Annotated in this window: 16 protein-coding genes; 7 read left to right on the top strand and 9 right to left on the bottom strand. The window is 40.3% G+C overall.

Annotation, left to right across the window (positions count from 1 at the left end):
* Window positions 1-18 precede the first annotated feature (18 nt).
* The gene (locus tag BCU94_RS04275) at window positions 19-228 is read left to right on the top strand and encodes a DUF2892 domain-containing protein (RefSeq protein ID WP_102437507.1); all 210 of its coding nucleotides are present in this window, start codon (window positions 19-21) and stop codon (window positions 226-228) included.
* A 94-nt stretch (window positions 229-322) separates the two neighbouring features.
* Window positions 323-658: a rhodanese-like domain-containing protein gene (locus BCU94_RS04280; protein ID WP_102475769.1), complete on the top strand. Its 336-nt coding sequence runs from the start codon at window positions 323-325 to the stop codon at window positions 656-658.
* A 100-nt stretch (window positions 659-758) separates the two neighbouring features.
* Here BCU94_RS04280 and purU read toward each other — a convergent pair whose 3' ends face one another.
* The 5 genes from purU to BCU94_RS04310 all read right to left on the bottom strand — a co-directional run bounded on the left by purU (window position 759) and on the right by BCU94_RS04310 (window position 5,325).
* On the bottom strand, window positions 759-1,631 hold the full coding sequence (gene purU, locus BCU94_RS04285; protein WP_102437509.1) for a formyltetrahydrofolate deformylase: 873 nt from the start codon (window positions 1,629-1,631) through the stop codon (window positions 759-761).
* A gap of 200 nt (window positions 1,632-1,831) precedes the next feature.
* Window positions 1,832-3,304, bottom strand: a complete 1,473-nt coding sequence (locus tag BCU94_RS04290) for a PTS transporter subunit EIIC (RefSeq protein ID WP_102475700.1) — start codon at window positions 3,302-3,304, stop codon at window positions 1,832-1,834.
* Window positions 3,256-3,720, bottom strand: coding sequence for a flavodoxin (locus BCU94_RS04295; RefSeq protein WP_102475701.1), 465 nt, complete (start codon window positions 3,718-3,720; stop codon window positions 3,256-3,258). The genes BCU94_RS04290 and BCU94_RS04295 overlap by 49 nt, the downstream gene beginning before the upstream one ends.
* Before the next feature lie 440 nt (window positions 3,721-4,160).
* Window positions 4,161-5,006, bottom strand: coding sequence for a tRNA pseudouridine(65) synthase TruC (gene truC, locus BCU94_RS04305; RefSeq protein WP_102437514.1), 846 nt, complete (start codon window positions 5,004-5,006; stop codon window positions 4,161-4,163).
* A 1-nt stretch (window position 5,007) separates the two neighbouring features.
* On the bottom strand, window positions 5,008-5,325 hold the full coding sequence (locus BCU94_RS04310; RefSeq protein ID WP_102475702.1) for a YqcC family protein: 318 nt from the start codon (window positions 5,323-5,325) through the stop codon (window positions 5,008-5,010).
* A gap of 119 nt (window positions 5,326-5,444) precedes the next feature.
* On the opposite strand from BCU94_RS04310, the gene BCU94_RS04315 reads away from it, so the two are divergent.
* Window positions 5,445-6,473: a DUF3549 family protein gene (locus tag BCU94_RS04315; RefSeq protein ID WP_102437518.1), complete on the top strand. Its 1,029-nt coding sequence runs from the start codon at window positions 5,445-5,447 to the stop codon at window positions 6,471-6,473.
* Window positions 6,470-6,856 carry a DUF3301 domain-containing protein gene (locus BCU94_RS04320; protein WP_102437520.1) on the top strand — a complete coding sequence of 129 codons (387 nt, stop codon included), beginning with the start codon at window positions 6,470-6,472 and terminating at the stop codon, window positions 6,854-6,856. Before BCU94_RS04315 ends, BCU94_RS04320 begins: the two co-directional genes overlap by 4 nt.
* A 1,607-nt stretch (window positions 6,857-8,463) precedes the next feature.
* On the opposite strand, the gene BCU94_RS04325 is transcribed toward BCU94_RS04320, so the two are convergent.
* Both BCU94_RS04325 and BCU94_RS04330 read right to left on the bottom strand, forming a co-directional pair.
* Complete coding sequence (locus BCU94_RS04325) at window positions 8,464-8,778, bottom strand: DUF962 domain-containing protein (RefSeq protein ID WP_102475703.1); 315 nt, start codon at window positions 8,776-8,778, stop codon at window positions 8,464-8,466.
* Window positions 8,779-9,417: a GNAT family N-acetyltransferase gene (locus BCU94_RS04330; RefSeq protein ID WP_102437597.1), complete on the bottom strand. Its 639-nt coding sequence runs from the start codon at window positions 9,415-9,417 to the stop codon at window positions 8,779-8,781.
* 165 nt (window positions 9,418-9,582) lie between these two features.
* On the opposite strand from BCU94_RS04330, the gene BCU94_RS04335 reads away from it, so the two are divergent.
* Window positions 9,583-9,813 carry a DUF2789 domain-containing protein gene (locus BCU94_RS04335; RefSeq protein ID WP_102437524.1) on the top strand — a complete coding sequence of 77 codons (231 nt, stop codon included), beginning with the start codon at window positions 9,583-9,585 and terminating at the stop codon, window positions 9,811-9,813.
* Here the strand turns inward: BCU94_RS04335 and BCU94_RS04340 are convergent.
* Window positions 9,810-10,196, bottom strand: coding sequence for a DUF3192 domain-containing protein (locus BCU94_RS04340; RefSeq protein ID WP_102475704.1), 387 nt, complete (start codon window positions 10,194-10,196; stop codon window positions 9,810-9,812). The genes BCU94_RS04335 and BCU94_RS04340 overlap by 4 nt on opposite strands.
* A 191-nt stretch (window positions 10,197-10,387) precedes the next feature.
* Here BCU94_RS04340 and BCU94_RS04345 point away from each other — a divergent pair, with 191 nt between their 5' ends.
* Both BCU94_RS04345 and BCU94_RS04350 read left to right on the top strand, forming a co-directional pair.
* The gene (locus BCU94_RS04345) at window positions 10,388-10,720 is read left to right on the top strand and encodes a hypothetical protein (protein WP_102437528.1); all 333 of its coding nucleotides are present in this window, start codon (window positions 10,388-10,390) and stop codon (window positions 10,718-10,720) included.
* 44 nt (window positions 10,721-10,764) lie between these two features.
* The gene (locus tag BCU94_RS04350; protein ID WP_102475705.1) at window positions 10,765-11,538 is read left to right on the top strand and encodes a Zn-ribbon-containing protein; all 774 of its coding nucleotides are present in this window, start codon (window positions 10,765-10,767) and stop codon (window positions 11,536-11,538) included.
* Window positions 11,539-11,677: 139 nt separating this feature from the next.
* Here BCU94_RS04350 and syd read toward each other — a convergent pair whose 3' ends face one another.
* Entirely contained in the window at window positions 11,678-12,331 is a 654-nt protein-coding gene (gene syd / locus BCU94_RS04355) for a SecY-interacting protein (protein WP_102475706.1), read from the bottom strand.
* Window positions 12,332-12,424 lie beyond the last annotated feature (93 nt).

Consider the following 12,424-nt stretch of genomic DNA (forward strand, 5'->3'; position numbering starts at 1 on the left):
ACGTTTAAGGAGTTACTTATGTCTATTGAAAGATCAATTATGGCTTTTGCCGGCTTTATGGTGCTGTTATCTTTAGTGCTTACCGCTACCGTCAGTCACCATTTTATTTGGCTGACAGCATTTGTTGGTGCTAATCTATTTCAAAGTGCTTTTACTGGTTTTTGTCCCGCCGCTATGGTGATGAAAAAACTCGGTCTAAAAACCGAAGCAGAAAAAGCAACCCAATAGCATTGCAAAAATATATCAATAAGGAGCCACAGTGCAGCCATTAGATTGTAATAAATTTACTATTCAAGCTGTTAAAGCCCTCACCCTACTTGCCATGTGCTTAATGGTATTAACAGTGAGTAAAATAAGCCTTGCCCAAGATATGAATCCCGTTATTGCGTGGGAGAAAATTAACAAGGGTGCGATGATATTGGATGTAAGAACCGCTGAAGAGTTTGCCGCAGGTCACCTTGAGGGCGCGATTAATATTCCCTTTAATATCGCCCTTAAAGAGTTAAATAAACAAAATATTGCCAAAGATACAGCCATCGTATTGTATTGCCGCAGCGGCCGCAGAAGCGGTATTGCCAACGATGAGTTAGCCGCTGCAGGCTACATTCAAACTTATAACGGTGGCGGCATTGCTACTTTATCAGCAAATAAGCAATAGCCCGCTTTATTAACGCTTACAGCTAAATGAGCCCCTTATTGGATATAAAAAAGGTCTGCCAGATAACTCTGACAGACCTTTTTGTTACTTCATTAAAAGTCTAAAAAACCACGGTTTTGTTACCATAGACTACTACTTGTTCATCAAGGACAAGCTGCAGGGCTTTACTCAGCACGCTTTTTTCAACATCGCGGCCATTATGAGCGAGTTCTTCTGCGCTGAAACTATGATCAACATTAATCACATCTTGTTTGATAATAGGCCCTTCATCTAAGCAATTATTGACAAAGTGGGCTGTCGCACCAATGATTTTTACCCCACGCTCCCACGCTTGACGATAAGGTGAGGCGCCAATAAATGCCGGTAAAAATGAGTGATGAATATTGATAATGGTATTGGGAAACTCAGCGACAAACTCAGGAGTTAAAATTCGCATATATTTTGCCAATACAATGTAATCAGCATTATAGTTTTTTATAACCTCAAGCATCGCTTGCTCGTGCTGGGCTCGGTCTAAACCTTCATGACTAACATGATGAAATGGAATATCAAACTTTTCAGTTAAGCCTTGCAACACATCGTAGTTACCCACCACTGCAGCGATCTCAACATCTAAACCGCCATAATAGGACTTCATTAAAATATCACCTAAACAATGGGCTTCTTTGGTGACTAAAATGACTATACGTTTTCGGCCTGCATCCACCAGCTTCATGTGATTTTGTAGAGGCAGCACCTCAGTTAAGTCGGCCAATAACTGCTGATCGTTAATTTGCCCTTCAAGCACAGTACGCATAAAAAAGCGTCCTTGTTCATGGTCAACAAATTCGGTGTTTTTAATAATATTTAGCTTATGGGCAAAACACACCCCGGTAATTTTAGCGATAAGGCCTTTTGCATCTTCACAATCAGTGATCAAAATTTTTCGCTCTAGGCTTGCTGTATTGTTAACTGGGTTACTTTTAGACTTCATAAACTATTGGCTCACAAGAATTAAATCGATGACGTTTACATTCAAATAAAATGCAGCTGGCTAAAAACTATATTTTACTTTTAACATAGCTTTTATGGGAGATGTAATTAAATAACCAGATATATCAATAATTGATTTTTTTATAGCAACCTAATTATTAAATAGTTAAAAGAGTTGCTATATTTATGAGGTTTTAATAATCATTTACGGGTGTCTAGGTACTTTTGCAGTAGTTTGCGCAAACTTTCCGCCTTAGTCCCAAATACAACCTGTACTCCATGCCCCACTTTGATCACCCCTTTCGCGCCTAAGCGCATCAACCTGGGTTTATCGACAAGTTTTGGATTCACGACTGTAATGCGTAAGCGGGTTAAACAAGCATTTAATTCAACAATATTGTCTGCCCCGCCAAGAGCACTAATCATGCTGCGTAGGCTTTCTTTATTGCCGTGACCATCAGCTTCTAACCGCCCAGGGGTTTTTAAGTTAAATGCTACAATACTCACCCTAAATAAAAGATAATAAACAAACCCCGTTAATGGCCCTAAAAACCAAATCCATTGAGTATTACTTGATTGAGCAAACAACAAACTGAAATCAATCAGTCCGTGGGAAAACACCACACTGTGTTTTACTTCAAGCAAAACACAAACGCTATAGGCCACACCAGTCAGAATGGCGTGAATTAAAAACAATATCGGCGCCACAAACATAAAGGCAAATTCAATGGGTTCGGTGATCCCAGTTAACCAACTTGCGGTTGCCGCTGACAGCATAATCCCGGCAACGCGATTACGTTCAGATTTATCCGCGCTACGCCAAATAGCCAACGCTGCAGCAGGGAGTCCCCACATTTTTATGAGGTAACCCCCAGCAAAATTACCCGCAGCAGGATCACCAGCAAGATAGCGAGCTATTTCACCTCTCACCAATTTACCGTCATCAATATATTGTCCCACTTCCAAGTAAAATGGCGCGTTCCAAATGTGGTGTAGGCCCAATGGAATAAGTAATCGTTCAATGGCGCCATAAACACCAAAGGCGACAGCAGGCTCTTGATATACAGCCCATAAGGATAAAGAATCGATTTCATAGGCCAGTGTGGGCCAAATAAAAGCTAAGATGAACGCCATCAGCATGGAAAATGGAATAATGATTAACGCAGCGCTTCGATGGCCTTCAAAAAATGAGAACACTGCTGGCAGTTTTACATTTTCACTCAATCGCACCACCAAACAAGTCAGCGCGCCAATGAGCACACCACCAGCAATTCCGGTATCCATTGTCTCCATCCCCCAAATGGGCCTCGAGGGTAAGTGATAAAGGGTTGTCATTGCTCCAAGGCTTGAAATATAAACGCCAAAGCCAAAAACTGCGACAAAGGCGGCAATACCTTGGTCTTGACAAAAGCCAATGGCAATAGCTATCGCAAATAATAGCGGCATCATGGTAAAAATTAGATTACCCACATTCGAAAGCACGATGGCGAGTTCGGTAGATATAAAAGGAAGGGGATTGGCAGAAAGCCCGAGCATGACACCTGCAGCGGGTAAAATGGCGATGGGAATTAACAGCGCCTGACTAAGACGCTGAGCAAATTTAAACCACCGCTGGCTTAATAACCTTAACTGTCTTGCGACTGGGTTACTGCGGTTTGCCAAGTTGTTATCCATTGTGTGGCTTCTGTTTCTGGTTCCATGGTTTCACAGGCATCGATTTCAAGGCGCGGCGTAATACTGGTTGCACCGAGTTCAGTAAGCAGTTCATCAAATTGTTTTCCTCCGCCGCAGAATGTTTCATAGCTTGAGTCACCTAAGGCAATAACGCTGTAGTTAAGCTTAGGCAAATAAGGCGCTACTGAGCGCAACTCATTAAACCATGGCACAATATCTTCAGGTAAGTCACCGTGACCAGTGGTAGAGGTCACTATGATCAGTAATTCATCTTCAGCTGGAACATAGCCCAATAGCTCAGTTGGCTGAAACAATTGGGTATTAAAATCCAATTGTGCGATCTTATCGGTTAATGTTTCAGCAACAAATTGTGCACTTCCATACACTGTTCCGAACACTATATTAACTTTATCCATGATATACTTTTCCCCAAGCTCACTGACTGCATTGATTATTACAGCTTAAATGCTGACTAATTTGAGTTAATAGCTTCACCATACTGCATTCCAGCGCTGGGCTGCAAGTATGAAATACAAACAAAAGTAACAACTTATCTAAACGTTAAGGTTATTGTTATGCGCCAAGCCAACCGGCATAGATTGTTCAAACTCCAGCATAAGGCCGCCCATATTAGGCGAAACTTTTACTTTAGATGTGAACAACAAGATACTAGCGAGCCACTTGCAAAAATTGATGAGTTCGAGAAGTTGAAGGCATTATTGTTAAAACACAATAAAACCCCTTTAAAACAAAGTACTTAATAAGCGCACTTACCAAGTACTTGGATTTATCTTTAAGATTCTTACGTAACTTATTATTACGTGATAGTTTTTACGTAAGAATTTTTTATAGCCTACTAAGCAATATCCATAGGTGCTGAGCAATCAAGCGCATCATCCCAGCCAAACTGCTCAAATATCCTCAGCCATTCTTGCTCCAATTCTGTTTCTATATGCATTTTCTCTAAGGTCACAGGATGAGTAAAACGAATTGACTTAGCGATAAGCCATAAACGATTTATCTCAAAGTGCGATCTAAAAAACTTATTCTGCTTACCATCACCATGGGTGGTATCACCAATAATAGGATGACGTAAATGTGCCATATGTCGTCTCAGTTGATGTTTACGGCCCGTTTGCGGTGTAAGGTTAATTAAGCAAAAGCGGCTACTGGGATAACGTCCAGAACTGTATGGGATCTCTGCATTCATTAACGGCTTATAATCAGTTACCGCTTCTTGTGCGGGCTTATCTTTATTGGCCTTTTTGTCGGCAACATCATCTAGTTCTACTTTTAAAGCGTAATCTAAACGGCCTGCCTCATGCATATTGCCTCGAACCAAAGCGATATATTCTTTCGTCACTTGATGATGTTCAAACTGCTCACAAAGCGCTCTGGCGACTTCACTGCTTTTGGCAAAAACTAACACTCCAGATGTGGGTCTATCTAATCTGTGCACCGGAAACACATGGCAGCCCACTAGGTCTCGAGTCAGTTGCATCGCAAAAAAGCGCTCCTTTCTTGCAAGGTAACTGCGGTGCACCAACAAACCAGCCGGCTTATGAATAACCACCAGATGCTCATCTTCAAAAAGAATTTCTAACTCAGGCGGTGTTTCATCTTCAAGCCCCTCCGCTGCTAGCGTTTCAGCTTGAAGGCTCGCTGCATCTTCTTGGTCATCGAAATATTCATCATCTATCATGTTATTGCTCACTTAAAAAGGTGTCTAACTCAGCCAATAAACGTATCAAAGGATTAAGATCATCACGCTGACTCCACACATGTGCCGCCATAGGGGCTAAGGCTATTTGAGTAGGTAAAGCCTGCTTCATACAAATAAGCTGTTGCATCTTAGGGATAAAAATAAACTGCAACCATTGCTCAAACCCCATGGTATCGCAGGCAAAAGGAGAACTGCTCGCAAGCGCTTGAGCAGAAGGGTTAGTCGATGACCAAAGGTTTGCATCTTTAAGGTTTTGTTCTATCTGAATTAAGTATTGCTCTGTTTTAATATACGGCATAACTGTGATTTATCGCTCACACAAGTTTGAAATAACACGATTGTTTGTGCGACTAATTATATCATCAGGAGGCAGTTAACCCTATAATACGCACAAGTTAATCGCTATATAAAAACACCATGACACAACTCGAAACCCTAAGTGAATTTTTAGACACCGCTAATACTCAATTTCAGGTTTATGATTTAGGCCGCAGAGTCGAAAACATCGATATGATGTTGTTTAATCAAATTGAAGCATTAAAAACCCCTTACCCTTTTCCAACTCAAGGTCATGCACAATTTGCCATCGTGTTTTGGCGCGAAGCACAGCCACCTTTTATTTGGTTTTTAAAGCTGCCACTGGATGAGCAAGGCTTGTTGTCTCCAGCGCAGCGCAGTCAATTCATCAAAATGATCCTCGAAGCTCTAGGGCAAGATCCAACCAAAGCATTAAGTGATGAAGAACAAGAGCGCTATGCTAATCACCCTTTTAGCTTCAAGCCTAGCCAGGAAAAGCTAGCGCTATTTAATGCCTTAGTAAAACGTCAATTAAGCCAGCAACCATCAGCGCAATATCAATTTGCCGCTAGCTACTTTGCTGCGCTGATAGCAAGTCCAAAGAAAGTGGATGACTCGTGGCAGCAATTAGGGCTTCAAGGCATTGCCGACATCTGTGTGCGCCTAGATCAACATAACCACGCTGCAGAAATTAATGCCGCTTTTGAATTTGCCCCAGTTGAAGTTCAAGCAGCTATTTGCCAATGCTTAGAACATGTGACCATTGATGCAGTGCTTGCACAAACCTTGTTTGATAAGTTATCTCAAGCGCCGGTTGAGCATAAGCATATCTATCTTAGAGCCCTTGCTTCACAAGCTGAGTTAACTCAAAAAGCCATTAAGCAATTGGTTAATTACCAACAACTTGATGAAAACTTATTGATCACCATTGCTGCCAGAAACTGGATTGCATTAAAAGATGACCAAACTCGCAAACTTTATCTAGAAGTCTTAGCAAATCAGCCACAAATCTTCTTTAACCAAGTATTTGCTGATATCGTGTCTATACCGAGTTTACGCCAGCCGCTGTTGCTTGAACTAAGAAATACCGAACGAAGTGAGAAACTATCAGCGGCTATTGGCGGTTTATTTAAGGCACTAAGCCAATGATGTCAGATTTTATTTTAATCGTAGCAGTCGTGGTTGTGGGCGCATTCTTTTGGCAATTACGACAAATGGCAGAAATTAGCCGTAAGTATGCTGAAAGCGCCTGCGGCAAGCAAAAAGTACAACTCCTTGCTATCGCAATGGAGTCAGCAAGACCTAGCCTGGGTGGTACTACTGGCCTTTGTTGGCGTGCTAAATTTTTGTTTGAATTTAGCACCGATGGCATGAACCAATATCGCGCGCATATCCAAATGCATGGTAAAAAAATAGAAAAAATAAATTGGCCTATTTTCCCAGAGCCAGAATGGATGGATGCGCCGATGGCAAAAGGTAAGTTTGGTGGTTGTGGCGGCGCATCTAGCTGCAACTCCGGAAAGTGTAAGTAATTTATTGGCTTAACGACTCAATAGGTAAGCCATACTGCATAAACCATTTTTTACTGGAAAATCGTTATTTATTAAACGCTAGCCAAAAGAAAGACCGCGACAAATCATTGCCGCGGTCTCTTGTGCTTTTGTTAAGCCATCCAGCTATTGTTGTGCTCCCTGCACCATCCATGCGTCTAACTTGCTCCGAGCGCTATCCTTATTCAATCCTTGATATTCCTTGTACACTTAAGTACTTTCCATCTTACTCGATTATCCATTGACCGAGCCTGCTCAAATCCTTAAGCGTGTCCTTAATTCATCCTTGGGGTTCTTCCATGACATCCTTTAATCAAGTTATTGCATCCAATGCAATCACCATAAATCCCTTATGGCGTAAATCCCTTAATTGATGTCCTTCAATCTAATAAAGTCGCTTATATCCATAAACTGCAGTGATGGGGTATTAGTTAACTTCTTGTCACTAACCTTTTAATCATGCCACTGTCCATAGCGTACATTTTACCTTGATTTGAAAGTCACTGTAGAGCAGAAAACACTTTACTTATAATCCTATTGATACAACTTAAGCACTTCCTGTGCATATTTGCTTTCTTGGTATCTATTATAGTTCATATGGTTCAACAGGTAAGTCATAAGTATTCACATTACAGCGTAATTACAAAGTAGTAACACCACTAAACCAGCAGGCGTCAAATTAAAATCAATAAAAACAACAACTTTAAAATAAACCTAATTTAAGGCGCGTTTCAAATGCGATAAGGCTTACACCCCTTGTGAGATATATCGCACAAACACTCTGGCTATTAGGGAAATTAACCACTGCAAAAAAATTCACATATTTAACATTTGTGTTTCTAAAATGTAAAAAGCGCAATCCTAATAAATTAAGATTGCGCCTATTTTACGCTCTGTTAGCTTATCCGGCTAAATTGTGCTTCCCTGCTCCATCCATGCGATTATTTGCTCCCTGCTCCCTTTATTCCCTGTTACTCAATTTCCTTGTATTCTTGCCAGTTGCTGAATACTTGAGTTTTCAATCCATTGAACAGTCTATCCCTTTGACTGACAGTTTTACTCCTAGATTACCATCCTGGTATGCTGCATCCTGCAATCCGTCATCATCCTGATGAGGGTTCATCCTAGTTTCAGTTATCCATAACTGAGCTTATGCCCTTTCCTTGAGCGTGTCCTGACTTCGTCCTGAATTCATATTTTGAGATAGCTAATAAGAGGTTTTCTCATATAAATATCTCAATGAATAACCAGCCCCCTTCCTTTAATTTTCATCTCATCCTGAGACATTAACGACCAAAGGTTGTTGGCTTTACAATATGACTATTCATTATAAGTGCAATATTAAACAAAACACCCTGTTTTATTTATGTTGCGACCTTGTGGAATATTTTAGCTAAATTCATTGACGAGAAAACACCCCATTTACTCACAAACCAATAAATTCTCGTCACCAAAACAGAACTAAAAACTTAAGGCTATGTTTTAATTGGCAAAAAACAAATTCAGCTAGAGAATGCATACAGACTAAAGTTAGATAACTTACAGGGTATGTGAGATAAGTCTTACACGCCAAAGTGAAACTTGCCTGTTTATGACTTTGAGAGGAATAGCTTTTTTAACATTTGCGCAAACATTACCCAGTCAGCGAGCAAACTGTATAGCGGGTATTCAAAAGTAGCAGGTTTGTTTTTTTCAAATACAAAGTGACCAATCCATGCAAATCCATAACCGATGACAGGGATAAATAATAGTTGCCACCATTGCTGGCTAACTAGAGTCACCAACAGCAATAACACTATCAGTCCAGAGCCGAGGTAATGTAAGCGCCGACATGTGGCATTTTGATGTTGTGATAAATAAAAAGGATAAAACGACTTAAAGTCTTGATACTGTTTATCAGCCATTTATTGCTCCGATTTACTTTGATAAATTAATATCTCACCATCAACAGAGCCAATGGTTTGATCAGACAAATGGCCAAAACCTTCACCAATAAAAAGCGCTGCATGTTTATCGTTGTTAACAAATACTCCGATCCCATCGAGCTCTAACTGCTCATCGCACCAACTTAACACCGCTTGAATTAATTTTGCCCCATTACCTTTTCTTTGCTCATTAGGGCTCAAAGCGATAAATTGTAAAATACCGTATTGTTTACTCGGTAAACTTTCTAAGATGGTATGCTCTTTTTTAATAAATGCTTGGGTTGAACTCCAACCAGTGCCGAGTACCATTTTTAAACGCCAGTGCCAGTAACGACTTTCACCAAGAGGCACTTGATGGGTGATCACACAGGCGACACCGATGAGACGTTTGCCTTCAAACCAACCAATTAATGGTTGCTCTTGCTGCCATAACTCTGTGAGCTCTTCTCTGATTGCAGCCCGCAGTTTTTGTTCGTAATTGGCTTTATTAGCAGTGGCTAAAGCTTCAATAAAAAATGGATCATCATGATAGGCATTATAAATAATCGATGCTGCAACTCTTAGATCTTCCGCAGTCAAATAAACCGCTCTAGGTTGATCGTTAGTTTGTTCATCCAAAGACGGCGCTGCTTGAGTTTTCGGGGGCAAAGTGTTGTTTTCCATGATGTCACTCTTAACTAATCCAGTTGATAGTCTCAACTTAACAACTTTGAAACATATTGCAATTTAAATAGGGTCACCTAATCTTAGTAAAGTAATATCATTCATACATGGTGAAAGCTCATGGATACGACAACGACAACATTTGAACACTTATTTCAGCAATTAGGATTAAGTTCATCTAAGGAAGATATTAACCAGTTTATCGAACAACATAAACTGGCTAAAAATAGCACCATTGCACAGGCTGGATTTTGGTCAGAATCGCAAAGACACTTTATTGAAGAGGCCTTACATCAAGACGGCCAGTGGTCTGAATTAATAGACCAACTGGACGTTTTATTAAGAAATTAAATGTTTTGGTAAGCAGTTTCACCCCAACCCACTAATTTGTTGTCACTTATTACAACTGGGGTACATTCACTTTTTGTGGTTTTGCCGTCACCTTTACTCCATTGAGTACGGTAGAAAAACACCTGAACCTCTTTCTTTGGACTTTCAGCGTCAGCTTGGGTCACATAAGCCTCACTGAAATCAGCCGTTCCCATCAAAATGGTGACTTGATCTTTTGCCATTCCGATTGAAAGTTTCGCTAAGTTATTACGATTAGTTTGTTGTTGTTTTTGCCAATATGAATCACTACGCTTACCTTCGTGATCGCCCACATTCAATACGCAACCAGTTAGTGAAGTCGCTGCTATAGCCATAATTAATGCTGCACCCAATTTTGCTTTCATAATACGTCCCTTTCAAATGGTTCTAATGTAATTTCTACTGAAACTGTTTTTCAGAGTAAGTTATACTGTTCTCAATACTGATTAAGCTAAAAGTGTGCCAAAAATTAAAGCCTTGATTTTATTCACCATTTAAAACCATGTCTCACTTTTTGAGTAATTTCACTACCGATATTTAAGGATTTTCACTAATTATGAGTCCAATTGAACAAGTCCTTGCGGCGGCAAAATCCATTGCTGTAGCAGGTCATACGCCAACATTAGCGTTAATAAAAGGTAAATTAGGTACGCGGATAGCCATGCCAACCCTTATTCAGGGTTTGCAGCAATTTAAAGCCATCCCCAAAGAGCAATGGCAAGACTTACCCGATTTAGCAGCCATGATACAGCCAGCTAATACTGAAACGGCTCAAGACCCATTAACGGCGCTAGAACAAAAATGGCAGGCTAAATTTGACGCTGTCGAAAGTGAATTTGCCCTAAAGATAGCAGCACTTGAAAAACGAATTGTACAATTAGAAAGTTAAGCACCACATCCTCAATACATTTAACCAGCTAAAAACGGAAAACCATGTTTGTCACTGAACTCAGATTTGAATGTTTCGCCGATACCACTATCACTGCGGCAGAAAAAGCCATTAATAACTTTCTAGAAGCACTCAGAGCCAATGGCCAAGTATTAGGACGAGAATTTGCTGTCGCATTTAATGAAGGTGAGTTTAAAGTCAGGCTATTAATACCTGAAAAAAACAGTTTATCAGCCCGTAACAACAGCCCATGGGTCAAACAAGCATTAACTATGCTAACTGAAGCAAAGTTATTGGCGCCACGTGAAAAGTTTATCGGTCAAGATATCAATTCAGAGCAAAGTAATATCGACACTCCCAGCTGGCAGGTGCTTTACACCAGCTATGTACATATGTGCTCACCATTAAGAAGTGGCGACAACCTTCTCCCTATTCCGCTATATCAAATTCCAGCAAGCTTTAATGGCGACCATAAGCGAGTTATTCGCTGGCAAACAGAGTGGCAAGCTTGTGATGAACTGCAAATGGCGGCGGCAACCAAAGCTGAATTTGCAGCATTAGAAGAACTGACCAGTCATAAAAGTGATTTATTTAGACGAGGCTGGGATATCCGCGGCAGAATTGAATTTATTACCAAAATTCCGACTTACTATTATCTTTATCGCGTTGGTGGTGAAAGTTTACAGTCTGAAAAAGAACGAGCCTGTCCACGCTGTGGATCGAAACAGTGGTTATTGGATGAGCCATTATTGGATATGTTTCACTTCAGATGTGAGCCATGCAGAATTGTGTCGAATATCTCATGGGATCATCAGTAATAATTTCAAACGTTATTGTTCTGAAGTATCTAACATCGATCAGAACAGCTGCATCATTAACCTTCTTTTCAACAAAAAGCCTGACTTAATTAATCTATAAGTCAGGCTTTTTGGTTTATCGCAAATTAATAACGTTGATCTATGACTTTCGTCTCAATAAGTCATTCCACATCATTTTCATTCGCTGCCAAATCCCCGGATGTGGCACATGACCATGCTCTTCTTCTACAGGTTCTATTGCAGGTGTAACTCTTGGCGTTAGGCTATCGATAAACTCAGCTAGGCTTGCTGTAAGTTTCTCATGAGGCTTATTTCCAGGCACTTCAATCCATACACTGCCATCTTCGTTATCAACGGTTAGCATATTATCGCCATCACCCAATACACCGATAAACCAGGTTGGTGCTTGTTTGAGTTTTTTCTTCATCATCAAGTGGCCAATGATATTTTGCTGCAAAGATTCAAAGTCTTGCTGATTCCAAACTTGCAGTAATTCGCCTTCACCCCAGTTTGAATCAAAATACAGTGATGCTGAAAAGAAGTGGCCGTAAAAATCATTGATATCATCATGCAGCTTAAGCTCTAAAGCATGTTCGACATTACTAAAGTCTGCGGTGCTTTTACGCTTAACAGTCTGCCAAAATACCGCTTCATCAGATTCAAGATCATACTGGCCCTCAATACAACTAGACCCTTGACCCATTGGGTAAAATCGCGGTAATTCCCCTAAGGTATCTTGGTAAGCTTGAATATAACGGTTAGAAAATTGATCCAATGATGTTGAACAAGACACTTAAGATGCTCCAATATTGTTTGTGACCAAATAGATTGGTGTATTTGTCACGTACAGTGATTACCTAATTATATAAATTGGTATTATAATAAA

Origin of the sequence: Shewanella sp. 10N.286.52.C2 (genome assembly GCF_002874545.1) — a bacterium.
Lineage (GTDB): Bacteria > Pseudomonadota > Gammaproteobacteria > Enterobacterales > Shewanellaceae > Shewanella.

What these genes read in the sequence shown, in the direction of transcription:
- BCU94_RS04275 (WP_102437507.1), top strand. Translation starts at nt 19, where the DNA reads ATGTCTATTGAAAGATCAATTATGGCTTTTGCCGGCTTTATGGTGCTG.
- BCU94_RS04280 (WP_102475769.1), top strand. Translation starts at nt 323, where the DNA reads ATGTGCTTAATGGTATTAACAGTGAGTAAAATAAGCCTTGCCCAAGAT.
- purU (WP_102437509.1), bottom strand. Translation starts at nt 1,631, where the DNA reads ATGAAGTCTAAAAGTAACCCAGTTAACAATACAGCAAGCCTAGAGCGA.
- BCU94_RS04290 (WP_102475700.1), bottom strand. Translation starts at nt 3,304, where the DNA reads ATGGATAACAACTTGGCAAACCGCAGTAACCCAGTCGCAAGACAGTTA.
- BCU94_RS04295 (WP_102475701.1), bottom strand. Translation starts at nt 3,720, where the DNA reads ATGGATAAAGTTAATATAGTGTTCGGAACAGTGTATGGAAGTGCACAA.
- truC (WP_102437514.1), bottom strand. Translation starts at nt 5,006, where the DNA reads ATGATAGATGATGAATATTTCGATGACCAAGAAGATGCAGCGAGCCTT.
- BCU94_RS04310 (WP_102475702.1), bottom strand. Translation starts at nt 5,325, where the DNA reads ATGCCGTATATTAAAACAGAGCAATACTTAATTCAGATAGAACAAAAC.
- BCU94_RS04315 (WP_102437518.1), top strand. Translation starts at nt 5,445, where the DNA reads ATGACACAACTCGAAACCCTAAGTGAATTTTTAGACACCGCTAATACT.
- BCU94_RS04320 (WP_102437520.1), top strand. Translation starts at nt 6,470, where the DNA reads ATGATGTCAGATTTTATTTTAATCGTAGCAGTCGTGGTTGTGGGCGCA.
- BCU94_RS04325 (WP_102475703.1), bottom strand. Translation starts at nt 8,778, where the DNA reads ATGGCTGATAAACAGTATCAAGACTTTAAGTCGTTTTATCCTTTTTAT.
- BCU94_RS04335 (WP_102437524.1), top strand. Translation starts at nt 9,583, where the DNA reads ATGGATACGACAACGACAACATTTGAACACTTATTTCAGCAATTAGGA.
- BCU94_RS04340 (WP_102475704.1), bottom strand. Translation starts at nt 10,196, where the DNA reads ATGAAAGCAAAATTGGGTGCAGCATTAATTATGGCTATAGCAGCGACT.
- BCU94_RS04345 (WP_102437528.1), top strand. Translation starts at nt 10,388, where the DNA reads ATGAGTCCAATTGAACAAGTCCTTGCGGCGGCAAAATCCATTGCTGTA.
- BCU94_RS04350 (WP_102475705.1), top strand. Translation starts at nt 10,765, where the DNA reads ATGTTTGTCACTGAACTCAGATTTGAATGTTTCGCCGATACCACTATC.